Source organism: Micrococcaceae bacterium Sec5.1 (assembly GCA_039636795.1).
Classification (GTDB): Bacteria; Actinomycetota; Actinomycetes; order Actinomycetales; family Micrococcaceae; genus Arthrobacter.
The window spans coordinates 5,303,431-5,326,084 of record CP143430.1; the positions used below are offsets into that span (position 1 = coordinate 5,303,431).

Annotated in this window: 20 protein-coding genes; 13 read left to right on the forward strand and 7 right to left on the reverse strand. The window is 63.8% G+C overall.

Annotated features, from left to right (window positions below; genetic code table 11):
- Positions 1-6: 6 nt before the first annotated feature.
- Together VUN82_24375 and VUN82_24380 are read right to left on the reverse strand one after the other, a co-directional pair.
- Positions 7-2,994 carry an ATP-binding cassette domain-containing protein gene (locus VUN82_24375; protein ID XAS72171.1) on the reverse strand — a complete coding sequence of 996 codons (2,988 nt, stop codon included), beginning with the start codon at positions 2,992-2,994 and terminating at the stop codon, positions 7-9.
- Positions 2,991-3,542, reverse strand: coding sequence for a hypothetical protein (locus tag VUN82_24380; protein XAS72172.1), 552 nt, complete (start codon positions 3,540-3,542; stop codon positions 2,991-2,993). Before VUN82_24380 ends, VUN82_24375 begins: the two co-directional genes overlap by 4 nt.
- Positions 3,543-3,678: 136 nt before the next feature.
- Here VUN82_24380 and VUN82_24385 point away from each other — a divergent pair, with 136 nt between their 5' ends.
- From VUN82_24385 to VUN82_24430, 10 genes are all read left to right on the forward strand, one after another.
- Complete coding sequence (locus tag VUN82_24385) at positions 3,679-4,458, forward strand: isocitrate lyase/phosphoenolpyruvate mutase family protein (GenBank protein XAS72173.1); 780 nt, start codon at positions 3,679-3,681, stop codon at positions 4,456-4,458.
- A 122-nt stretch (positions 4,459-4,580) separates the two neighbouring features.
- Positions 4,581-5,612: an LLM class flavin-dependent oxidoreductase gene (locus VUN82_24390; GenBank protein ID XAS72174.1), complete on the forward strand. Its 1,032-nt coding sequence runs from the start codon at positions 4,581-4,583 to the stop codon at positions 5,610-5,612.
- Positions 5,613-5,911: 299 nt separating this feature from the next.
- Positions 5,912-6,601, forward strand: coding sequence for a haloacid dehalogenase type II (locus tag VUN82_24395; GenBank protein XAS72175.1), 690 nt, complete (start codon positions 5,912-5,914; stop codon positions 6,599-6,601).
- 17 nt (positions 6,602-6,618) lie between these two features.
- Positions 6,619-7,089 carry a RidA family protein gene (locus VUN82_24400; protein ID XAS72176.1) on the forward strand — a complete coding sequence of 157 codons (471 nt, stop codon included), beginning with the start codon at positions 6,619-6,621 and terminating at the stop codon, positions 7,087-7,089.
- A 39-nt stretch (positions 7,090-7,128) separates the two neighbouring features.
- Positions 7,129-8,235: an alanine racemase gene (locus VUN82_24405; GenBank protein ID XAS72177.1), complete on the forward strand. Its 1,107-nt coding sequence runs from the start codon at positions 7,129-7,131 to the stop codon at positions 8,233-8,235.
- A gap of 85 nt (positions 8,236-8,320) precedes the next feature.
- Complete coding sequence (locus tag VUN82_24410) at positions 8,321-9,055, forward strand: SDR family oxidoreductase (protein ID XAS72178.1); 735 nt, start codon at positions 8,321-8,323, stop codon at positions 9,053-9,055.
- A gap of 69 nt (positions 9,056-9,124) precedes the next feature.
- Positions 9,125-10,531, forward strand: a complete 1,407-nt coding sequence (locus VUN82_24415) for an FAD-dependent oxidoreductase (protein ID XAS72179.1) — start codon at positions 9,125-9,127, stop codon at positions 10,529-10,531.
- 46 nt (positions 10,532-10,577) lie between these two features.
- A complete protein-coding gene (locus tag VUN82_24420; GenBank protein XAS72180.1) occupies positions 10,578-11,489 on the forward strand; it encodes an ABC transporter substrate-binding protein in 912 nt (303 codons plus the stop codon).
- A 108-nt stretch (positions 11,490-11,597) separates the two neighbouring features.
- Positions 11,598-12,731: an N-methyl-L-tryptophan oxidase gene (solA, locus tag VUN82_24425; protein ID XAS72181.1), complete on the forward strand. Its 1,134-nt coding sequence runs from the start codon at positions 11,598-11,600 to the stop codon at positions 12,729-12,731.
- A gap of 36 nt (positions 12,732-12,767) precedes the next feature.
- On the forward strand, positions 12,768-13,430 hold the full coding sequence (locus VUN82_24430) for a GntR family transcriptional regulator (GenBank protein XAS72182.1): 663 nt from the start codon (positions 12,768-12,770) through the stop codon (positions 13,428-13,430).
- A gap of 33 nt (positions 13,431-13,463) precedes the next feature.
- Here VUN82_24430 and VUN82_24435 read toward each other — a convergent pair whose 3' ends face one another.
- A complete protein-coding gene (locus tag VUN82_24435; GenBank protein ID XAS72183.1) occupies positions 13,464-13,664 on the reverse strand; it encodes a hypothetical protein in 201 nt (66 codons plus the stop codon).
- Between the two features lie 197 nt (positions 13,665-13,861).
- Here VUN82_24435 and VUN82_24440 point away from each other — a divergent pair, with 197 nt between their 5' ends.
- The 3 genes from VUN82_24440 (at position 13,862) to VUN82_24450 (ending at position 17,339) form a co-directional block, all read left to right on the forward strand.
- A complete protein-coding gene (locus VUN82_24440; protein ID XAS72184.1) occupies positions 13,862-16,387 on the forward strand; it encodes a CHAT domain-containing protein in 2,526 nt (841 codons plus the stop codon).
- Entirely contained in the window at positions 16,384-16,728 is a 345-nt protein-coding gene (locus VUN82_24445) for a CU044_2847 family protein (GenBank protein ID XAS72185.1), read from the forward strand. Before VUN82_24440 ends, VUN82_24445 begins: the two co-directional genes overlap by 4 nt.
- 104 nt (positions 16,729-16,832) lie before the next feature.
- Positions 16,833-17,339 (forward strand): universal stress protein, encoded by a 507-nt coding sequence (locus VUN82_24450; protein XAS72186.1) that lies wholly within the window; start codon positions 16,833-16,835, stop codon positions 17,337-17,339.
- Positions 17,340-17,537: 198 nt separating this feature from the next.
- Here the strand turns inward: VUN82_24450 and VUN82_24455 are convergent, their stop codons facing one another.
- Genes VUN82_24455 through VUN82_24470 form a run of 4 tightly spaced genes read right to left on the reverse strand, consistent with a single transcriptional unit; the run spans position 17,538 to position 22,590 of the window.
- Positions 17,538-18,929, reverse strand: a complete 1,392-nt coding sequence (locus VUN82_24455; GenBank protein XAS72187.1) for a gluconate:H+ symporter — start codon at positions 18,927-18,929, stop codon at positions 17,538-17,540.
- A gap of 22 nt (positions 18,930-18,951) precedes the next feature.
- Complete coding sequence (locus VUN82_24460) at positions 18,952-19,587, reverse strand: bifunctional 4-hydroxy-2-oxoglutarate aldolase/2-dehydro-3-deoxy-phosphogluconate aldolase (protein ID XAS72188.1); 636 nt, start codon at positions 19,585-19,587, stop codon at positions 18,952-18,954.
- On the reverse strand, positions 19,584-21,266 hold the full coding sequence (locus VUN82_24465; protein XAS72189.1) for a D-aminoacylase: 1,683 nt from the start codon (positions 21,264-21,266) through the stop codon (positions 19,584-19,586). The genes VUN82_24460 and VUN82_24465 overlap by 4 nt, the downstream gene beginning before the upstream one ends.
- 10 nt (positions 21,267-21,276) lie before the next feature.
- Positions 21,277-22,590, reverse strand: a complete 1,314-nt coding sequence (locus VUN82_24470) for an alanine racemase (GenBank protein XAS72190.1) — start codon at positions 22,588-22,590, stop codon at positions 21,277-21,279.
- Positions 22,591-22,654 lie beyond the last annotated feature (64 nt).

Below are 22,654 nucleotides of genomic sequence, written 5' to 3' on the forward strand. Positions count from 1 at the left end.
GGCGCCTCAAGGTGTAAGTTGGCGCCGGTCCTTGGCTTTGGGGCCTTGGGGGCGGGCACTCTTTGTGCCCGCCTTCTTGGTGCTCGTCCTCCTGGATCCAGCGTCCTCAACCCGGGTGGTTTGGCCGTCCTGGCTGGAGACTGGCTTCGCTCGCCTGAAAGCGGCCAGGATAGCCCGCCCCACAGCAGCGATTCCGATGATCGTGGTGATGCCACGCAGGGTGTCCCATCCCGCCGTCGAGGTCACTAGGGAGTAGAGCAGGAAGCTGCTGAGGTTGGTGCCCAGCGGGGCACCGGGCGCGTACGAAATGCCGGTTCCGGCACCGACAGCGAAGGGCCAGAACCAGAGATTGGTCAGCAGGCCGAAGACATAGGACGCCACAACGCCGTACCCACAAAGCATCCATAGTTCAGCCCGTCCTCGAACCCGGCGTGGCAACAGGCCCGCCCCAGCCCCCACCCAGGCGCAGGCGAAGATCTGGAACGGCGACCAAGGGCCGATACCGCTCCACAGGACACTGGAAACGGCGATGGTCAGCGCCCCGAGGAGCATGCCGAAGCGGGGACCGAAGGCGCGGCCGGCCAGGATCAGCAGGATGAACACTGCTTCAACGCCCCCGACGCCGGTGCTCGCCACACGAACTGCCGAACCGACTGCAGCCAAGACGCCCAGCAAGGCCACGGTGTGTGCGGAACGCACTGAGCCGTCGAGGGACACCACAATGCCGACAACGGCAAGGGGTGCGATCGCCAGAGCCGCGTAGGGGACGGCCGCGGCCGCATCCTCAGGTAGGGCCGCCGCGAGCAACGGCCAGCAGAACGCGCCGAGGGCCAAAACGTTGGCAGCCGCGAGAACCGCGATCTCCAAGGCCCGCGGCAAGCGGAGGTGGCGTTGCGGGGTCCGCTCTGCGCCCCGAACTTCGGAATTATCGCGCAGAGCGGGCCCCACAACCGCGGGAGTCGCAACTGCGGGCCTCGCAGCCGGGGCTGGCGTCACCGAAGTCGTGTCTGCACTGGATGCGTATGCGGCGTCGGCCTGCGCGGCTGGCGCCACGCCTTCGTCCATCTGCACGATCCGGGCGCCAAGGCCGTGGGCGAAATCGACGTCATGCGTGGCGATAAGTACTGCTGCGCCAGAGTCCGCCAATGCGCGCAAGGCGGCCGAGACTCCTGCCCGGGCCTCAGGATCGAGCCCGCGGGTGGGCTCATCAATAAGGAGGACTTGGGGGTCGCCCGCAGTCTGAAGCGCGATGGCGAGGATACGGCGCTCTCCGGCCGACAGGTCCCGCGGATGCTCGTGACCTATCGGCATCCCAACCTCACCACGCAATCGGACCAGGCGGGATGTTGCCGATTTTGACAGGGTCCTGTCCGAGCCATTCGCGTCTGATTTACGCCGTGCCCGTGCTTCGCGCCGATCTGCCGCCCGGAGCTCAGCAGCCACTGTGTCCCTCGTGAAAAGGTCATCAGAGGCGTCCGGAACCAGGGCGACGCGGCCGCCGCCGACCGTGCCGCTGGTTCCTTCCCCGAGCGCGAGGGCCACCAGGAGCGAGGACTTCCCGGCCCCGTTCGGCCCAACCAAGGCGACCACTTCGCCAGGGTGGAGGGTCAGTGAGGCGTCGCTTACGAGCGCCTTGCCGTCGCGGTGCACCGCGAGCTTTGTCGCAGTCAGCACCGGCGCGTCCTCCGGTTTCGACGTCGGTGAGACTGCCGCCGTCGGTGACAGTGCCAACCTCGGTGACACTGCCGGCGTCGGACCTATTCCACCCGGACGTGCAGGTGCTGGCGCGGCGCCTGCTACCAAGCCGCCGTCGTGAATTCTCCACCACAAATCGGCGACGCGTAAAAGCGGCTCCGCCCGATGCTCAGCCACAATGATGCAGATGCCCGATCCGTGGGCGAGGGCGTCGAGTACTGCGATGACCCGGGCCCGCGCTGTGGTGTCGAGGTCGGCAAGCGGCTCGTCAACCAGGAGCAGGGCCGGGTGCTCCACCACGGCAGCGGCGATGGCCACGAGCGTTGCCTCGCCGGCCGAGAGAGAGTTGAGGTTCCGGTCCAGGAGCGCCGACACTCCAATCCACTCCGCGACCTCCACCGTGCGGGCCCGGGCGATGCCGGCTGCAACGCCGCGCAGTTCAAGCGAAAGTGAGATTTCGTCCCGGACGCGGGTGCTGGCGAAAGCGGCGCGTGGGTTTTGCAGGACGACGCCGACGACGCCGGCGGTATCGCGTGGCGGCGCGGCGGCACGGTCCACTCCGGCGACACAGACCGTGCCGGTAAGCTCTCCGCCGTCGACGTGTGAAAGGAGTCCCGCAACGCCCCGCAGGATGGTGGACTTTCCGGAGCCGGTGGGCCCGGTAACAACGGTTATTGTCCCGGGGCCTGGCTTGAAGTTTTCGACCTGCAGCCGCGTGTCGCCGATGCGGAATTGGGCGCCCCGGATCTCAAGGGGCAAGCCGGAATCGCTGCCGGCTTGGTGCGCCGCCCTGCTCCCGAAGCCACGCAATTCCAAGGCCGCGGCTACCCGGCTGGCGTGCTCAAGAGTTCGCTCAAGTACCGGAACAAGGGCTCTCGGCCCCAGGCGTTCGCCCCGCAACCGGAAGGCCAAGCGGACGGAGGCAACGGCGTCGGCGAGTGCGGGGAGCGCAGCCCAAGCCACCACAAGCGTGCGGGCTATGCCTTGGAATGGGCCACCGCGGGCCAGCCGCATGAAGCCCCTTGCCACGTCCACGAAGGCGTTGAGCAGTCCGAAGGCAAGGATCATCCCGGCAATCGGCAGGGCTGAAACAACCGCCTCCCACAGACCAGGCGATGTTACGGGTCCGAGGAAGACCACGTGGGCGTATGGGGCGGGCAACCGCACTGACGGGAGTTCCAGCAGCACCGGCCCGACGGTGCCCGCTCCGTTGAAAAGGATGCGATAGATGACCCGCGCCGCTATGAAGACGACGGCGAGCGCCGCGGCAGCGCGTAACGGCGCGGGTCGAAGGGTCATGCCTTGGGTGCGGCCGGTGCGCCGTCGATGGTGTACAGCAGTTCCAGGCTCTCTCCTGGCTTCACCTGCTGGGTGGCGAGGCCTTCCTGGGCGTAGGCCCAGTCGCCGGCGGCCGGCTTGACCCAAATGGACCAGTAGGCAAAGCCCGCCGGCATCTTGTCGCATTCTTCGCGGTATGTGCCGCCCTTGTGGGTGATGTCGAAGTCGGCGGCCGGCACGCCATTGACCCGGCACACCAGTTCGGTGGGGTATTGCTTTGTTCCCTCGGTTTTCACCTTGGCTTCATCGAGCACCTTGGCAGCGGTCGTTGGCGCGTCCACGGCAACGCAAACAGTCTTGTCGGCGGCAGCCTGCTTCAGGGCGCCGGAATCGACGATGACCTTCACACCGGTGCAGGGCCCGGCGTCAGCGCTGGAGGAAGCCGAGGTTGCGGACGGCGCGGTGCTTGGCTGGGTGGCAGCCGGCGTGGAACAGGCGGCGAGGGTAATCAGGAGACCAGCGGCGGCGAGGGAGCTCGCGGCGGCGGTGCAGATCTTGGAAAAAGTCACGAGTCAAGGGTAGGACGTTCATTGTCCCCAGGCGCTTGGTATCGCGTTGTGTGACGTTATGTCTAGGCTGAGGTTGGACAGTGAGACTGGTTCCCACCCGGTGGATCACCGAGAACAGCGATGACGGAGAACAACGATGACTGAAGCAAACAGCAATGCCCGTGCACAGCAGCTGAAAGCCCTGCACGAGGCACCGGAAATCCTGAGTGTGGTTAACGTGTGGGACGCCATCAGCGCCCAGACAATTGCAGCACTTCCTGAAACGAAGGCCATTGCCACTGCAGGGCATTCGATTGCTGCGGCCTTTGGCTATGCAGACGGAACCATGCCCCTGGACGTCGCGCTTGAAGGGGTGAAACGAATAGTCAACGCTGTCGATCTGCCGGTCACCGCCGATCTGGATGATGGCTACGGCAACCCGGCCGAGACTATCCGTCGAGCTATTGGGATCGGGGTAGTTGGTGCAAACGTCGAAGACCGGTTGCGGCCGTTCGACGAGGCCGTTGCCCGTGTCCAGTCGATCATTTCAGCCGCCGCAGACGAAGGGATCCCGTTCCAGTTAAACGCACGCACCGACGCGATCGCCCGGGGCGGGGACCGGCCAGTCACGGACAGTATTGAGGACGCCATCAGGAGGGGACGAGCCTTCCTCGACGCCGGTGCTTCACTGGTTTTCGTACCTGGCGCCATGACCCGTGAGGTCATCGAGCCGCTGGTTCAGGGCCTCGGACACGGGAAGCTCTCCGTGATCGGCGCACCGGGAGCCCTGCCGGCAGCAGAGCTCCAGGAACTCGGTGTGGCACGTGTGTCCTACGGTCCGTTTACCCAGCGGGTGGCTCTGCGCGCACTTCGGGACCTGGCCAGCGACCTTTATGGCTCTGGCGTCATGCCTGCTGACACTCCGGCCCTGAACTAGGCGCTTTTGCCCGCTGGGTTCCGAGGTCCTGTGGTCGCATCACATAAGGTAACGTCCTGTCTTCGCCCCGTGGACCAGAGCCTATTCTGGGCAGTAGCCAGCGCCCGACAGTGAAGGAAGCCATGCCCACCAGCGAACATCCCCTGCGCAAGCTTGGTTTCCTCACTATTGGCCTGTTCGACCCCGTGGACCCGGCCGCCGGGCACCAATCCACGTTGGAGATCATCGAACTCGGCGAGCGGCTCGGCTTCAACAGCGCTTGGCTGCGGCACCGCCATCTGCAGTTCGGGATCTCCTCTCCGGTTGCGGTCATGGCCGCGGCAAGCCAGCGCACCTCCAGGATCGAGCTTGGCACAGCAGTGACGCCATTGGGATGGGAAAACCCCTTGCGCTTGGCAGAGGATCTGGCCACCGTGGACCTGCTCTCCGGTGGACGGATCAATCCGGGGCTGAGCGTAGGGGAACCCATGAACTACGACACGCTGAAGCATGAGCTCTACCCGGAAACCGCTGACCTGGAGGACTTCAGCTACACCCGCGTGGACCGGCTTGCCCGTCTGATCGCCGGCGAAAAGGTGCGGGATTTCTCCGGCAAGCAAGGTGTGGTGGAGGAATTCTCCAACCGCGTGGAGCCGCACTCTTCCGGGCTTCGTTCGCGGCTTTGGTATGGGGCGGCGAGCATGAAATCAGCGGAATGGGCCGGGACAAACGGGTTCAATTTGCTCTCCAGCAGTGTGATCTTCCCCGAAACGGGCCAAGAACCGGATTTTGCCCGCGTCCAACAGTCCCAGATTCGCGCCTACCGCGAAGCCTCTGCCCTGGCAGGGAACACTGCCCGGGTATCGCAGGGCCTGGTAGTGATCCCGACCGACTCGGCTTCGCCCGCCCAGCGGCAGAAATATCAACGGTACGTCGATGAACGCACACCCCGCACGCGGGCACCACAGGGGCCCAAGCGCATGATGTTCGCGGAAGACATCATCGGTACGAGCGAGGAGATTGCTGAGCAGCTCTACGCCCACCAAGGATTCCAGGAAGTTGACGAGGTTGCTTTCGCACTGCCCTTCAGCTTTGACCATGAGGACTACGTGCAGATCCTCACTGACATTGCGGACAAACTGGGGCCGGCCCTGGGGTGGAAGCCGGCCGGCTGAACAGCCCTTTAATCCACGAACTCCGACTGCGCCTCAATGAAGTCCCCATCCATACAACGTCAGCACACACTGACCTTGTGTGGATGAAGGCCGCCTTTTGGGATCACGGTCGTGCCCTACGGCGTCGGGCTGTCAGTAGCCCAGGGACCGGCGTATGCGGGACGAGAAAGAAAGAATCGTTTCGGCGAAGTATCGTTGACAATCTACAACCACCCCGAGTATTGTCGACAATCGACGGTACTTGCCCATCCAAGCCTCGTCGACAATCGACGAAGATAAAATCCAAACTGGAGGAAAAAATGGCATTCGACATCAAGCCGAAGTTCGTAACGTTCGACATGAACGGAACGCTGATTAAGTTCGCTATCGCCGACGCGACCCGAACGGTCCTGGGCGAACGCCTGCCGGCAGAGCTCGCCGATGAATACTTGCAGGCCACCAAGGCATACCGGATCGATGAGTGCATGGGCGATTACAAGCCCTTCCACCAAATCATCGCCAACTCCATGGAACGCGCCTCGCGCAGGCTCGGCCTTGAGTACCGGGAGGCCGATGCAAGGGCAGTCTACGAAATCGTCCCGACGTGGGGCCCGTACCCGGGTGTAACCGAGGCACTGAACCGCTTGGCTGAGGCAGTCCCCCTGGTCATCATTACCAACAGCGACACCGTGCATGCTGAGCGACTTTCGGAGAACCTCCAAGCTCCCTTCGCAACCGTCATCAGCGCCGAGCAGATGGGCATGTACAAGCCCCGCCTCGGAGCGTTTGAATACATGTTCGACAAGCTTGGCGCGACACCTGACGAGATCGTGCACGTCTCCGCGAGCCCGATGTACGACCTTCGGTCCGCAGCCACCCTGGGCATCAGGAACAAGGTGTATGTGGACCGTGGCTTCGAGCATGACGAGCACTGGCTCGGCTACGAGCGGATCACCGACATTGCCGAGCTCCCCGTCCTCTTCGGCCTGCCACGTTCCGCTGCTTCGTAAGAAAGACCTGATGACAGGTGAGCGTCACTACGGCGGGCTCGGCCTTGGATCGGCTTCGGGCCCTTGGCCTGGAGCTTCCAACCCTCGCTGACAGCCCTTATTACGTGGACCACCGCGCCGTGGGTTCCAGTATCCACATCGCCGGCCAACTGCCTTACAAGGACGGTGTGCTGCTGGGCCAAGCCATCGTGGGCCGGGACGTGGGGCTGGAGAAAGCGCGGGAGCTCGCCCGCCATGCCGCCCTCAATTGCCTCGCCGCGGCTGTGCAGGCAGTGGGGGACCTGGACCGGGTCCGGATCGTGCAGATGCTGGTGTTCGTGGCCAGCACACCGGACTTCGGCCTGCAATCGCGGGTCGCCAACGCGGCCAGCGAATTGCTCATCGAGGTGTTGGGGGAGAACGGACGGCACGCCCGGACCGCAATCGGCGTCGCCGGGCTGCCGGCCAACACTCCTGTAGAGATCCAGATGATCTGCACAGCCGCTTAGGCGCGGATATGTTGGCGGCAAATTCATGAGGAGAACAGCGTGAACCGTATCCAAGGAGCGCTCAACGCCCTGGTTGAGCGGGTCGACACCCCGGCGCCGATCGTGCTGATCGACGTTATGCAGGACAACATCCATCGCATGCAGGGCTTCGCCGCCCAGCAGGACCTCGACGTCAGGCCGCACGTAAAAACGCACAAATGCGTCGAAATCGCTCGTCGTCAGGTCAAGGCCGGAGCTGTGGGAATCACCGCTGGCAATGTTGGCGAGGCCGAAGTCTTCGCCGCAGCTGGCTTCGACGATATCTTCATCGCCTACCCGATCTGGCCTTCGGGAACGAAAGGCTTGCGCATCCGCAAACTTGCCGTAACCACCCGGCTGCGGGTCGGCGTCGACAATTTCGCGGCGATCGATGCCCTTGCTGATGCGATGGGATCTGAGGCGGAACGACTGCAGGTTGTCATCGAGGTGGACTGCGGAGCACGTCGTTCCGGTGCACCACCCGAGTTTGCAGGCGAGCTCGCCGCCGCCGCGCGCAGGCGTGGACTTGTGCCGGTGGGTGTCTTCACCTATCCAGGTCATGGAAGCGCCAGCCCGGACGCCCGCCAGCGCGCTACAACGGACCAGGAAGCCGCGCTCACCACAGCGGTGCGGAGCTTCAGCGCGGTGGGCATCAGCGCAGACGTCGTCAGCGCTGGCTCAACACCCACCATTGAGTACGCTACGAGCAACGTGATCACTGAGATCAGGCCCGGCGAGTACGTGTTCAATGACTTGAACAACACTCGGCTCGGAGCCTGCACGGAAGATCAGATTGCCCTGTTTGTGGCTGCCACGGTGGTCAGCGACTGGGTTCCCGATCAGGTCATTCTCGACGTAGGAACCAAAGCACTAAGCCGGGAAGGCAGCCCCGAGATCGGTTATGGCGCTGTCCCCGGTACGTCGGCCGTTCTCTCCAAGCTCAACGAGTACCACGGGTTCCTCCCCCTGCCGGCCGGCGATTTCCACCCGGGTGTCGGCACGGTTCTCCCGATCGTGCCGAACCACGTTTGCCCGGTCGTGGTCAATTTCGAGGAGTACATCGTCACTGACAGCACGGGAACCTCGCTGGAACGGTGGCGGGTGGATGCCCGCGGCTTCCTGAGCTGATTCGTGGGGGCCGACATGTCCGGACCCCAGCCCGCAAACCCCAGACCCCGCAACCCAAGAAACATACCGTACAAGGACTACCACCATGAGACTTGATAAGACCACTGCCGTCATAACCGGCGCCAGCAGCGGAATCGGGGAAGCAGTGAGTTCCCACTTCCGGCGCGAACGTGCCCGCCTGCTGCTCACCGGCCGCAGGGAGCAGCTGGACAGCGTCGAACCTGATGACGTGTACGTCCCCGGAGATCTCAATGACGAGGCTTTCGTCGAAGGCCTCGCCCGCCGGGCCGCCGAAGCGTTCGGCACCGTGGGCGTCGTCGTCCTTAACCATGGCCTGCAGGTAAGCGGCCCGCTGACGGAGATGGCGTATGAAGATGCCAAAAACGTGCTCCACAGCAACCTCCTCAGCGCCTTCCTGATGATGAAGCATTTTGCACCGTTGATGCCTGCCAAGGGAGGCTCGTTCGTCCTGGTCAGTTCACGGCTGGGAATGGTTGGCAAGCCTGATGAAGTCCTTTACTCCGCGGCCAAGGGCGGCCTCATCATGCTCGCCAAGGGCGCCGCAATCGAGTGGGCCGCACGCAATATCCGCGTCAACGTGGTCGCGCCGGGACTGACCGTCACTCCGGTCATCGAGGCATCGTTCCAGCGCAGGCCCGATCCCGAGGCGTACCGGGCAGAACGCGAGGGCCAGATCCCGCTCCGGCGCCTGGCCACCCCCGAAGAAATCGCTGACGCCATACTTTTCATGGCGTCACGGGAATCGTCCTACATCACCGGCGCGGTACTGCCCGTCGACGGCGGCTACACGGCCGCCTGAACACCACACCGCTTGGCACACCAACTCCCCACAAATTGGCACACCAACTCCCCACAAAGTAGGACAACGATGAAAGCCCTCACAGCAACACCCCGAAACGGAGACCTCGGCTTCTGGATGGCAGGACTCGCGGAAAACCGGCCGGCATACCCGCGTTTCGCAGGGCAGGGGTCCGTGGATCTGGCCATCATAGGCGGTGGCTACACAGGCCTCTGGGCTGCATACTTCGCCAAGAAACTCGAACCCTCACTCGAGGTCGCGGTTTTTGAGGCAGAACAGATCGGCTACGGAGCCTCCGGGCGAAACGGCGGCTGGCTTTCTGCGATGCCCCCGGGAAACCGGGCCACCTTCGCCCGCGCATCAGGAGATGGGTTGGACGCAAGCCGGGCATTGCAGCGGGAGTTCGTGACCGGCGTCGACTCCGTCCTTAGTATCCTTCAGGCCGAGGGTATCGACGCGGATCAGCACAAGGGCGGCGCGCTCGTCGCTGCCCACACGAAGGCGGGGCTGGGGCGGCTGGTAGCCAGGCGTGACGCCGACTGGAAGTATGGGTTGACCGAAGACGATGTTCACTTGCTCGACCGGGACGAGTTCCAGAGCAAGATCAACATCTCCACCGTCCACGGCGGGCTCTTCTACAAGCCCTGCGCCCGCATTCATCCGGCGAAACTTATCTATGGCCTCGCGGACACCCTCACGTCCATGGGCGTGGAGATCTACGAAAACAGCCGGATAAACAGTATTGACGGCAAGACCCTGACCTTGGCCAACGGACAGGTCACGGCGGCCAAAAAATTCATCTGCACGGAAGGGTACTCCGGGCAACTCCTGGGCAGCAGGGCTTTGATACCGATCAACTCCTCCATGATCGTGACCAAGCCCCTGTCCGAGGAGGCCTGGCAGCAGATCGGCTGGAATGGGCGTCAGTGCCTGAGCGATTCCGCCCACACATTCATCTATTCGCAGCGAACAGCGGACGGACGCATCGCCATTGGCGGCCGTGGAAGGCCCTACCGCTACGGTTCCGGTACGGGCGGCGCCGGTGCCACAGCCCAGTCCACGGTTGACCTGATCTCCACAAAGCTTCGCTCCTTCTTCCCGGGTATCCACCTCGAAGTGGACCACGCCTGGTCCGGAGTCCTGGGCGTTACCCGCGACTGGAACGGCGGAGTGCACTGGGACCAGGCATCCGGAATCGGATCGTCCACCGGCTATGCCGGACACGGTGTTACAGCCGCCTACGTGGGCGGCCGAACACTCGCGGAATTGGCTTTCGAACGGGAAACGGAACGGACCACACTCCCCTGGGTTGGCTACCGCGCACGGAACTGGGAACCGGAACCCATTCGCTGGCTGGGTGTTCACGGCATGTACCGGCTTTTCGGTCTTGCTGATCAGTGGGAAGAGCGCAAGGATTCCACCAAGACGTCCCTCCTGGCCAGATTCGGCAGCAGGCTCGCCGGACTTCACGAATAACGCACCATGCAAAAACCTTCATTTGAAACGCCCCCGGAGGTACATCATGAAGACCATAAGCAGGATCCAGGCTGCAGCCGCAGGGTTTGCAATGCTGGTGGCCCTCACCGGCTGTGGCGGGTCAACGAGCACCTCCCCAACAGATCCGAAAACGGCCGACATCTCCGAGGGCGTCCAGCCTGACGAAAAGGCTGTGAGCCTGTTGCCCGCGTTCTATAAGGACAAGGGCGAACTGACGGTCGCGATGGACCTGCACTACCCGCCGACGACGTTCCTCGCCGAAGACAACTCGACGCCGATCGGCCTGAACCCGGACATTGCCCGCCTGATAGCCAAGAAGCTCGGCCTGAAGCTGAAGTTCGAGAACACCGTCTTCGACACGATCATTCCGGGCATTGACGGTGGCCGCTACGACTTCACCGTCACCACCATGGCACCAACGCCGGAGCGGCTGAAGGTCCTGGACATGATCGACTACTTCAAGGCCGGCAACTCAGTGGCAGTGAGCGCTGGAAATCCGTTGAAACTCACCAACGAAACCCTGTGCGGCAAAAACATTGCCGTCACAGCGGGCTCCACAGGCCAACTCAAGCGCCTCCCGGCCCTCTCGGAGCAGACCTGCACCTCCAAGGGACAGCCAGCCATCAACGCCGTGACCCTGCCCAACGTCCAGGACGCCCTGACCCAGCTGGCGTCCAAGCGCATCGACGGCATCCTCTACGACACAACCTCCCTCGCATGGGCCGAGAAGCAGCAGCCCAAATCGTTCACCATCCTGACCCCGCAGATCAACGTCGGCTCCAGCGACGTGACGGCGATCGGCCTGAAAAAGGGCTCTCCCCTGACCCCCGCCCTCCAGGCCGCCGTCCAGTCCGTCCTGAACAGCCCGGAGTACAAGAAGTCCCTCTCGAACTGGGGCCTTGAATCCGGCGCCATCACCGAAGCCAAGCTCAACTAGGAGACGTGCTCCCCAAATGCAAACCATCAGTCGCAGAAGCATGGGCTTCGCCCGCCCAACAGCAGACACCCTGCTGTTCATGAATGAAGATATCGAGGTGCTCTAAGCATGGATGGAAAACTCGCCGTCATCGGCCTGGGCAGCATCGGAAGCATGGCACTCTGGCAGGCCTCCCGTCTTTCCGATTCCGTGGTCGGTTTCGAAACACACACCCCGGCCCATGGACGCAGCGCCGTAGGCGGCGACACCCGGCTGTTCCGCATGATTTATCGTGGCAGCCCGGCGCTCTACCCCATCCTGGAGCGTTCACGGGATCTCTGGGCGGAACTCGAGGCAGAAACCGGACAGGACATCCTCACCCGCTGTGGCGGACTCTCCATCGGCACCACCGATGGGCCATACCTCCGCAGCGTCCTGGAGACTGCCCGCACAAATGGGGCTGCACACCAGATCCTGAGCCGTGAGGAAATGGCTGAACGCTACCCGCAGCACAACCTCCGGGCTGACGACTCCGCGGTGTTCGACCCCAACGCAGGGGTCCTACGGACCGACCGGGCAGTAACGGCCGCCATCGCCGCTGCACAAGCCAACGGGGCAACGGTCCTTAACAACACTCCTGTTACCGGCATACGGGAAACCAACGACGGCGTCGTCGTCACCTCCGAGGACAGCACCTGGACCTTCGAGAACGTCATCGTCGCCTCAGGGGGCTGGTCACGGCGGCTCATGCCTGACTACCTGAAGGCGCACACGGAAACCCGCAGGGTTTTCCTGAGCTGGTTTGTTGCCCGCGACGCCGCCCAGTTCACCCCGGAGAAGTTCCCCACTTTCAGCTGGATGTACGAGGACCGCTCCATGTACGGGGCACCGACCGTGGACGGCGTTACGGTCAAAGCCACCCTCGACGGCAGGGGCACGGTGACGACGGACCCCGATGCTTTCCCCAGAGAACTCACAACAGCCGAAATTGCCGACACCTTGGAAACCGTCACCGAGTTCTTGCCCGGCCTGGCTCCCAGCATCATCCGCTCCGACGCCTTCCCGGACCTCTACACCGAGGACCGGAACCCGCTGTTGGGCTGGCTCGGCAGGTCAAGCAGGATCTACGGCGCCACAGGCTTCTCCGGTGGCGGATTCAAAAACGCCACGGGTTTCGGCCACATCGCCGCGTACGAAGCGCTCGGAAAACAGTCGCTCGACGGCCTGGAATTCGTACGCCCGGAGCGGTTCAGGACGAGCTAGGCCGGTATAATCGACAATCGACAAGGGAGGTGGCACATGGACCGCAAGTTCACGTGGCAGGAACAGCGGATGACGACGCCGGACGGTGTCTACCGTGTGCTCCGCACCGCCATCCTGAACGGTACTGTGCCTCCAGGGGAACAACTTCGCGAGACGCACATCGCCGCAGACCTCGGCATCAGTCGATCCCCGCTCCGTGAGGCGCTGACCAAACTTGAGGAGGAAGGGCTGGTCGTCAAGATCCCCTTCCGAGGGTCCTTCGTTGTAGAAGTCAGCGCTCGTGACGTCGCAGAAATCGCGTCGATCCGGGTGCTCGTCGAGACCTATGCTGCCGAGCTCTCAGCCCCCACCCTGCGGGGTCCCGAGCGGCTCCGGCTCAAACAAACCATCGAGGAACTTTACCGGGCCACCGACACCAACGACATCCCCGCCAGCATCGACGCCCACCTTCGTTTCCACAGGCTCTTCTACGAATTTTCTGGGAACACCGCCCTGCAGAACATGTGGAACGGGTGGGAGAACAAGTTGCGTCTCTACCTGGCGGTCGATCACCGTACCTATAGCGACCTGCACGACATCGCTGTTGAGCACGAGAAATTGGCTGAGCTTGCTCTGGCAGGAGACTTCGATGCCTTCCGTCAGGAAATGGTCAGCCAATTCCAGAATGCCCTTCATGAAGAACCACTAGAGCAGAAGTAACCCGGCTTTCCGCGACGTTGGCTCGGCCCTGCCTTAGTCCACGAACTCCGACTGCGTCTCAATGAAGTCCCAGTCCTGCACCGTCAGCACCCCACTGACCTTGTCTGGATGAGGGCCGCCGGCCTCGGCAATATGCTGCAGGACCGGCAACGGAAGTTCCTCGGCACGCAGGTTTTCGCGTAGCCACTCCTTGCTGTCCAAGTGCAGGTCCAGCCACCACATGAAGATTTCCATCGCAGACCACCTTCCTTCGGATTAACCGTAGGCCGGGGCCGGGTCGTCTACAAGGGCTGCCCTACAAGGGTTGCTCCATCACGGCCTCGGCTATCAGGGTCTTGTGGGGAATCGGGCGAAGGGCCAATCTGTACCTAGGACGCTGGCGCGCAGGTTTCAAGAACCCGTGCCGACGCCCCTCGCACAAGGGATCCGCCATGGACTGTGACATCGAGCTGGAGATCGATACCGGCTCTGCACGCGGCGAATACACGGTGCACGTGGTCCGTGCTCCGGCAGGAGGCCACGCTTCGGGGATGTTCACTTTGGACGTTGACGGCATCCTGGACCGGCTTCCCCAACTTGAAGCCACCGTCCTTGCCTCCGCAGTGGCCGCCCGGCGCACTATGCCCGTGGCCGAGATGGCAGTCCGCGAAGTAGGCCAACAATTGTTCCAGGCCTTGTTCACGCGCGAGGTCTACGGCACGTACCGGGCCAGCCTTGGCGCGGCCCAACACGCTGGCCAGCAACTCAGGGTGGTCCTGCGGCTTGCCGCGCCGGAATTGGCAACCATGCCGTGGGAGACCCTCTTCGACCCCGAAACCGAAACGTACCTGTGCCAAACGGAACCCCTGTTGCGGCATATCCCTGCTCCCGACTACAACCAGAACCCCTTGGACGTGGCTCCCCCGCTGCGGATCCTGGGCATCGTCGCTTCACCCCGGGACCTTCCTACCCTCGATGTCGATGCCGAGAAGGACCACCTGAGCAGGGCGTTGGCTGGCCCCGTGGCCGAAGGACGCGTGGAGCTGGTTTGGTCCAGGAGCGGGACCTGGGACGACGTTCAGTCCCTGCTGCTCGCCGGCCCATGGCATGTGGTCCATTTCGTGGGCCACGGCGATTACGATTCCCGGACCGACGAAGGCAGGATCGCTCTCGTCGGACCCGACGGCAGGGCCGCCATGGTCCGCGCCGTGCGCCTCATGGCCTTGCTCAGCGTTGCCGCACCACGCCCGCGACTCGTGGTGTTGAACTCGTGTTCCTCCGGAGAGATGGGCCAATCGGACCTCTTTTCCGGTACCGCTTCGTCCTTGGTCAGGAGCGGGATAGGCGCCGTCGCGGCAATGCAGTTCGCCATCAGTGACTCCGCGGCCATCGCCTTCGCCCACGGCTTCTACGCCGCAATCGCCAATGGCCGAACGGTGGACGAGGCAGCACGCGTCGGCCGGATCTCGGTTATGGCCAGCCCGGACGGCACACTCGAGTGGGTCACCCCGGCCCTCTACGTCCGGGGCGGCTCCACTCAACTCTTCACGCTGCGCGGCACGCCACGCGCAACGGTTTCGGAAGCACGTTCGACGCCGGCACCCGCCTTGGACGGGCCAGCCGGCCAAGCTACGGTTCCGACGGCGCCACCCACCTCGGGCGGGCAAGCGTCCGCCCCGCTCCAAGCTTCGGGCGGCTCCGGCGCGGGAGACGGCGCTGCCGCGAGGGCCGCACAAACCAACGCCGACCAGGCCATGAAGCGAGCCCAATTGCGAGCCCTTTACGTCCAGGCTTCGGCGGAATTAAGGGCACGACGCTTCGAGCAAGCCGTGGAATTGTTCGATGACCTCCTGACCTTGGAGCCCGGCTATCGTGACGCCACGGCACTAAGGGAGAGCGCACAGCATCGGCTGGACATGTCCCGCACCTACCGTGAGGCACTCGCCGCTGAAGAGACCGGCGATTGGCTGGCCGCGGCGGACGGCTTTGCCCTGGTGCAGGAAGATCCGGAGTTCCCGGAAGCAGCAAGCCGACGACAGGACTGCGAGCGCCGTCAGCGCATCTCCGACCTCCAGGGCGAGCTGCGCTACCACTCGTCTTTGGGCTCGTGGGGAGCCGTGGTGGACGTATCAGCCGAACTTGCGACGCTGGACCCGGACGCGGCCGACCCCGACGGACTTGCGAGCGCTGCCAGGGCTGAGATCGAGAAGGCGAAGCCACCAGAACCGGAGCCGCCAAAGCAACCTTCCCCGGAAAGAGGTTCATATACGGCAGCGGACCTTTCTCCAGAGCCCCGGCGGCCAACCACAGCCCCCACAACGAGAGTCAAAGCACCAAACCAGGTCCCGCCGTCGAGCACTCCATTCGCGAAACCGCCGCAACCAGCACTTGCTTGGACCCCGCTCGCGTGGGGCGGTGCGGCCTTGGCGGTCGCGGGCGCCATGGGGGCGTGCATCGTGGTGTTCTTCATGTGGTTCGACGAGACTTACTGGCAGGACAACGGCGGCGACATCGTGCTCCGGATCCTGTACGGACTTCTGGCACCGCTCGGTTATGTGCTGCTCATGGTCGCCGGACTGCCCGAGCGGACCGTACCAGCGCGTGTTGCGATGACCGGCGTCGTGCTTTCCGGGGCGATCTTTGGGCTTGCCGGCCTTAACTACACCGTGGAAGTGACCGCCGTCGTGGCCAGTTTTATCCTGGCCGCCTTCGGACTTTGGGCGGGCATCATGGCCTTGAAGCACCCGGAACTGCGAACGTTTGCGTGGCTCCTGCTGCTGCCCACCGTGCTGCAACCGATCATCTGGATCCAAGGGAAAGGCGTGTTCATGGAGAGCTGGTACATGTCGCAGGCGCTGCCGTTGCTGCTGCATCTGATGCTTCTTTGCGCGGTGGGCGTGGTGTTCGTCGTGATGGCGCGGCGCCTTCGGCCAGCCACTGTAGCGGGACCAGCTGCCAAGGCCGGAACGTCGCCATGAGCCGGCTGGTTGAGTTCACCACCGACGACGGCGGCACGGTAGTTGTGGAAGTCGCGAGCACAGCCGGGAGCATCGTGACCCGGGGCGGCGATCACGCGGGGGATCATTCCGGCGTCTTCGCGAGAGCCCAACAGACGTTCCAGCGGGCCTTGGAACATGTTCGGCCCGCAGTACAGGGCGTGATTGATGAGTTGCTGAGTCTGGAGAACCGCCCCGATGAGGTCAGCGTTGAGTTCGGCATAGACCTCCATGCCGAGGCCGGAGCTTTCATTGCATCGGCCAGCACTGCGTCCAACTTCAAGGTGCGGCTGACGTGGAACAAACCGTCCCCACCCAAGTAGGTCGCAGTTGAGCGCGTTCTGAGCCCTCAAAACGCGCTCAGCTGCGACTTACTTGGGTGAGCAGACGGCCTGTTCAAGGACACCTCGCGGCGCAACAATAAGGTATGGCTGCGGAGAATTTCAGCGGACGGATTCCTTTGGTTGTCGGCGTCTTGCCCGACCAGCACGTGGAGGTGCTGCAAACAGCCCGGACGCTGGCTGAGCAACTCGGCGTGCCGCTGGTTTGTGCCTACGTGGACGAGGCCAGTTACCTCGTGGAATGGGACCCGGCGCGGGAGACACACCGAATGTCGCTTCATCCGGAGAAGGATGACGAGGAGGTCGCAGCTGTCCGTAGTGATCTGGGCAAGGTCATCGGCGAAGCCATGGATGGCGGCTCAGCGGATTGGACTCTGCGGTTGCTCGCTGGAGATCCTGCCCGCGCCCTGGGCCGACTCGCCGAGGACATCCACGCCTCGATGATCATCGTCGGTACGCCGGAACCTGGTTTGGGACACCGCATTTCCGAGGCATTGAACGGCTCGGTGGCGGCATGGTTGAGCCACCACCAACGCCGGCCGGTGCTGATCGTGCCGCAGAAAAAGCCCCAGGAAGCTGCCCGTAAAAACTAAAGCGAAAGTACTTATTCGAGGTGGTGGCAATGCCGTCCCGCCCAACGTAGAGTGATTACTGCAGGAAGCGGAAGCACCTGCTCAAAGACCGCTCCGGAGTGCGTATCCCCCAATAACGCACTCCGGAGCTCTTTGTTTAAGCCGCACTCTCACGGGTACAGGCGCACGACGCCGGCACTCGGCTTGAGTGCCGAAAGGTCACCTCACGAACGTGTACAGCAGCGCCGCCATTGCGAAGCCCACGATCGACAACACTGTCTCCAGGACGGTCCACGTCTTCAGGGTGTCCTTGACTGACATGTTGAAGTACTTGGAGATGATCCAGAAGCCGCCATCGTTGACGTGGCTGGCGATGATGGAGCCGGAGGAGATCGCCACCACGATCAGGGCGAGCTGCGGCTGGGAGTAACCCGAGGCCAAGCTCGGGGCCAGGATGCCGCCGGTGGTGACGATCGCCACGGTCGCCGAGCCCTGTGCAATGCGCATGCCCGCGCTGATCACGAAGGCGGAGAGGATGATCGGCAGGCCGGCCTGGGCCAGCGAGTCCGCCACAGCCTTGCCCACACCGGTAGCCGAAAGAACTGCGCCAAAGAACGCACCGGCGCCAACAACCAGCAGGATCATGCCCACGGGACGAAGCGATGAACCCGTGATTTCGCTGAGTTCGGCGGAGCTCATGCCGCGTCGGATGCCCAGGAGCCACATGGCCAGCAGCACGGCGACGGTCAGCGCGATGGCCGGGTTACCGAAGAACTGGAGTATGTCCCGGAAAACACCGGGAGGAGCAAAGATGTTACCGAACGTGCCGCCAAGGATGAGGATCATGGGCAGGCCGATAGCCAGCAGCACCAGCCCGATGGACGGCTCGTGGCCACGCGCTTCCTCGGCCTCAGCAACGATGCGGTCCTCGGGAACATTCACCATCACGCGCTTGCCGATCCACGTGCCCCACAAAATACCGGAGGCGAACCAGGCCGGGATGCCGCAGATGAGGCCCATGAGGATGATCCAGCCAAGGTCAACATGGAAAAGGCCGGCGGCAGCAACGGGACCGGGGTGCGGTGGCAGGAAGGCGTGTGTCACGGAGAGGCCGGCCAGCAACGGAAGCGCGTACAGTGCCAGCGACTTACCACCGCGAATTGCAGCGACGTAAACCAAGGGCGCCAGGACGAAGATGCCGATATCGAAGAACACCGGAATACCCAGCACAAAGCCGGTGATACCCATGGCGAGCGGGGTGCCCTTTTCGCCGAAGATCTTCACGAGCCTGCCGAGCAGCACTTCCGCGCCCCCAGAGCGTTCGAGGATGGCACCGAGCACTGTACCGAGGCCGATGATCACGGTGATGTGGCCAAGGATGCCGGCAAAGCCCTTCTCAATCAGGGCGTCACTGCTCTTGGTGGCCGAGCCGACCAACGCTTCAACCGAGACCCCACCCACCAAAGCCACGATCACGCCGGTTCCCACCAGGGCGATGAACGGTTCGAGCTTGACCTTGATGATCAGGAACAGCAGGAGGGCGATGCCCGCGCCTGCCAGGAGGAGCAGGCCGGCGGTGTCATGCCGCAGCCATTCGAGAAATTCATTCATGGGGATTCTTTCTGGGTGAGTCCTACTTGAGGGTGCCGGTAAACGCGGCGGCACGGGCCGCGATGTCTGCCCAGTTGCCTGCAGCGACCGCTGCGGGCGGGACCACGCTGGTGCCGCAGCAGACTGCGGCAGCACCGGCGTCGAGATAGCTCTTTGCGTTGGAAGCGTCGATGCCTCCCGAAGGCAACAGGCGGATGCCCGGGTAGGGGCCCTGCAGATCCTTCAGATACGCAGGTCCGAGTTGCCGGGCAGGGAAAATCTTGACGACGCCGGACCCAAGGTCCAATGCCTGCGCCACTTCGGTGGGCGTCATGGCGCCAAGGCTGAAGGGTATGCCGGCGGCCACGGCGACTGCGGCGACCTCGGGCCGAATGCCAGGTGTCACCAGGAACTTGGCCCCGGCGTCGATCGCTGCGCGGGCTTGGTCAGCGGTCAGGACCGTACCGATTCCGACGGCGGCACCATGGTCTGCTGCAGTCTCTGCCGCGCGCTTGACGTGCTTGAGCGCATCCGGTGTGGTGAACGTCAGTTCCACGCTGCGGATGCCGCCGTCGGCCAATGCCCGGCAGAGATCCGCGGCGTCCGTGATGGACGGAGCGCGGACCACGGCCAGGGTGCGGTCGGCTTCAAGCTGCTGGATGAATTCTTCAGGAGTCATGGGTGGTGCTGCTTTCCTTCTCGGGTGAGTCCGTCACTGCTTCGACGCAGCGCACGGCCGGCGCGGGCACCGGTGGGCTGGCCGCCGTCGATCGCTGCTTCGCCGTTGACGAAGACGTAATGGATGCCGCTGGCGGCTTGGCGGGGATTCTCAAAAGTGGCTTCGTCGCGGATGGTCTCCGGATCGAAGAGCACGACGTCGGCCGCGTAGCCCTCGCGAACCAGTCCCCTGTTGTGGAGCTTGAGTCGTGCGGCCGGCCGCCCAGTCAGGTGATGAACGGTTTCCTCGAGGCTGAGCAATCCGAGATCGCGGGAGTAGTGGCCGAGGTAGCGCGGGAAGGTTCCCCAGGCGCGGGGGTGTGGCTTGGCGCCGACCAGGAGGCCGTCGCTGCCGCCGGTGTGCGTGCGGTGTTTCATGATGGCCTGGACGTTTTCCTCGTGCCCCACGTGCTGCAGGATGCCGGTGCCGAGGCGGTCTTCGGTGAGGATGCGGGCGAAGACATCGAACGGCTGCTCGTTGGTCTCCGCGGCGATGTCCTTGATGGTCTTGCCCACGAGTCCTGCGAGCGCCGGGTTCTGGACGCCGCTGATTTCCAGGGTGTCCCACTCGGCAACTACCCCGTGGCAGCCGTCGGATCCGTAGATCTCCACGGCTTCCCGGATGCGGGCGCGGGACTCGGGATCTGCCAGGCGGGCAAGCGTCGCTTCCGTTCCGCCGGACGATGCCCAGCTGGGCAGGATCGCGGAAAGCGTGGTGGCGCCGGGGAGGTAGGGGTAGGTGTCCAGGGTGATGTCGACGCCTTGCTCCAGGGCTTCATCGATGAGCTCCAGGAGTTCGCCTGCCCGGCCCTTGTTCTCCGCGAAGTTCATGGTGGCGTGGGACAAATGAAGGGCGCAGCCTGTGTCCCGGCTCAGCCCGATCATCTCCGCATACGCACCCAGCGCACCCTTGCCGTAGGAACGGTGATGGGGTGCGTAGAAGCCGCCCAGCTCCCCCACAGTCCTGCAGAGGCCAGCGAGTTCTTCGGTCTGCGCGTACATGCCCGGCGTGTAGGTCAGGCCGGAGGACATTCCGACGGCGCCCTCCTCCATGGCCAACCGGATGACGTCCTGCATCTGCTGCTGTTGCTCCGGCGTCGGGTCGCCTTCGGCGAAGCCCATCACCATGGCCCGGACGGTTCCTTGAGGTACCAGGTAGGCTGCATTGGTGGCGATGCGGCCTGTAGAGCCATCCGCATCGGTGACCTCGCTATCCAGCCGTTCCAGGTACTCCCCCACGGTCCGCCAGTTCCAGTCGAAGTCCGTTGGGTTATCGTTCCAACCAGCGATCTTCTCCCGGACACCGGCAAGCGTGGCATCATCCACTGGCGCGTAAGACAGGCCGTCCTGGCCGAGCAGTTCTGTAGTAACGCCTTGGCTGAGCTTCGCGTAGTGCTGCCTGTTAACAAGCAGTTGCAGGTCAGAATGCGCGTGCATGTCGATGAAGCCGGGACTCAGGACCAGGCCGGCGGCGTCGATAACGCGGTCCGCGCCGGTTGAGGCTGCAGTGAGGGAACCAGCGGTGAGGGAACCGGCGTCGACGACGGCGGCAATCACCGCACCGTCCAGCAGGACATCCGCCGTGCGGCGGTCCGCTCCGGTTCCATCCACCAGGGTGGCGTTGCTGATAAGGGTCTTCATGGCAGGGGTCCTAGAAGAAGGTATGGATAAGGTCGACGACGGCCTGGTTGCCTGTGTTTTCGGCGGACGAGAGCACCGGGATGACGGTCCACTTATCGAAGGCTGTGCAGGGATGGGACAGGCCCAGGCGGATCACATCGCCGGGTTGGACGCTGGTGGTGTCGGGATCGTAGGTCATGAAGCAGTGCTGATCGTTGACCGACGTGATTTCGGCTCCACGCAGTGATTCCATCGCTCCGCCGAGCACGGGACCGATGAGCTGCGGCTCCGGAAGTCCTTCGTCGAACGGGAGGTCGCGTTTGCCGGCGTCGAGGATGGCCAAGCCCGGCTCCGTTTGCGATACGACCCTCGCCCAAGCGTGCATTCCCGCCCGGAACGGCTGATCACCCTCGCGGGAGAAAGGCGAGATTCCGCGGTAGAACCCGTCGTCGTGAATGATGTAGGCGCCGCTGCGGATCATGAGGTCCACGCTGGGATCTCCCATTTCGGCCCCTGTGCTGATGCAGGGCGAGAGGACGGTGACGACGTCATCGAAGTAGGCGCTGCCACCGGCGGTGATGATCACTTCGCTGGAATCGTAGAAACCCCCGGCGAGCAGTTCCTCGTGAAGCAGCCGCATCTGGGCGAGGTAGCCGCGGACGGCACCCAGTCCGGCGTCGTCGGCTGTGTGCGCGAGCGAGCCTTCGTAGCCGCTGACACCTACCAACCGCAGATTCGGTGAAGCAGCAACCGCGCGGGCCACCGCCATGGCAGCGTCAACGCCCCGGGCTCCGGTCCGGCCTCCATGCGCACCGAGCTCTACGAGCACATCCAGCACGGCGTCGCTGCCGGAGAGCACGCGGTTGATGACCTCCATGGTTCCCACCGAGTCCACCCACGACAGGATCGGCGCATCGGCAGTGGACGTTCCCGCCACCCATTCGATGGCGTGCGGGTCCGTGAGGCTGTTGGCGAGCTGAAGGTTCCGGACGCCGAACTCGCGGGCTACCCGAAGCTGCGCGAAGTTCGCCAACGTGATTCCCCAGGCTCCGCGATTGAGCTGCTCGGTCCAGAGCTGGGGAGACATCGTCGTCTTGCCGTGCGGCGCTAACAGCACGCCGTGTTCCTTGCACCATTCGGCCAAGTGATCGGCGTTGGCCTGGAGCGCAGCACTATCAAGTGTGAGCAGCGGCGTCTGGAGATCGGCCAGCGTGTGCTTGGCCGCAAGGAATTCGGCGTGCGTGCTCCCGTTGGCGGTGGCCGGAATGGCCTTGTGCCGCCAATCGAGTTGACGGTCTGCAAGGCTGGCCACTGCGTGTGCCGAGATGGCTTCGGAAGTGTTCACGGGTTCATTCCCTTCGCGGTTGCGTTGCGTATTTTGCAACGCTGGTTGCAAACCTGATGGTGAT

What these genes read in the sequence shown, in the direction of transcription:
- VUN82_24375 (XAS72171.1), bottom strand. Translation starts at nt 2,994, where the DNA reads ATGACCCTTCGACCCGCGCCGTTACGCGCTGCCGCGGCGCTCGCCGTC.
- VUN82_24385 (XAS72173.1), top strand. Translation starts at nt 3,679, where the DNA reads ATGACTGAAGCAAACAGCAATGCCCGTGCACAGCAGCTGAAAGCCCTG.
- VUN82_24390 (XAS72174.1), top strand. Translation starts at nt 4,581, where the DNA reads ATGCCCACCAGCGAACATCCCCTGCGCAAGCTTGGTTTCCTCACTATT.
- VUN82_24395 (XAS72175.1), top strand. Translation starts at nt 5,912, where the DNA reads ATGGCATTCGACATCAAGCCGAAGTTCGTAACGTTCGACATGAACGGA.
- VUN82_24410 (XAS72178.1), top strand. Translation starts at nt 8,321, where the DNA reads ATGAGACTTGATAAGACCACTGCCGTCATAACCGGCGCCAGCAGCGGA.
- VUN82_24415 (XAS72179.1), top strand. Translation starts at nt 9,125, where the DNA reads ATGAAAGCCCTCACAGCAACACCCCGAAACGGAGACCTCGGCTTCTGG.
- VUN82_24420 (XAS72180.1), top strand. Translation starts at nt 10,578, where the DNA reads ATGAAGACCATAAGCAGGATCCAGGCTGCAGCCGCAGGGTTTGCAATG.
- solA (XAS72181.1), top strand. Translation starts at nt 11,598, where the DNA reads ATGGATGGAAAACTCGCCGTCATCGGCCTGGGCAGCATCGGAAGCATG.
- VUN82_24430 (XAS72182.1), top strand. Translation starts at nt 12,768, where the DNA reads ATGGACCGCAAGTTCACGTGGCAGGAACAGCGGATGACGACGCCGGAC.
- VUN82_24435 (XAS72183.1), bottom strand. Translation starts at nt 13,664, where the DNA reads ATGGAAATCTTCATGTGGTGGCTGGACCTGCACTTGGACAGCAAGGAG.
- VUN82_24440 (XAS72184.1), top strand. Translation starts at nt 13,862, where the DNA reads ATGGACTGTGACATCGAGCTGGAGATCGATACCGGCTCTGCACGCGGC.
- VUN82_24445 (XAS72185.1), top strand. Translation starts at nt 16,384, where the DNA reads ATGAGCCGGCTGGTTGAGTTCACCACCGACGACGGCGGCACGGTAGTT.
- VUN82_24450 (XAS72186.1), top strand. Translation starts at nt 16,833, where the DNA reads ATGGCTGCGGAGAATTTCAGCGGACGGATTCCTTTGGTTGTCGGCGTC.
- VUN82_24455 (XAS72187.1), bottom strand. Translation starts at nt 18,929, where the DNA reads ATGAATGAATTTCTCGAATGGCTGCGGCATGACACCGCCGGCCTGCTC.
- VUN82_24460 (XAS72188.1), bottom strand. Translation starts at nt 19,587, where the DNA reads ATGACTCCTGAAGAATTCATCCAGCAGCTTGAAGCCGACCGCACCCTG.
- VUN82_24465 (XAS72189.1), bottom strand. Translation starts at nt 21,266, where the DNA reads ATGAAGACCCTTATCAGCAACGCCACCCTGGTGGATGGAACCGGAGCG.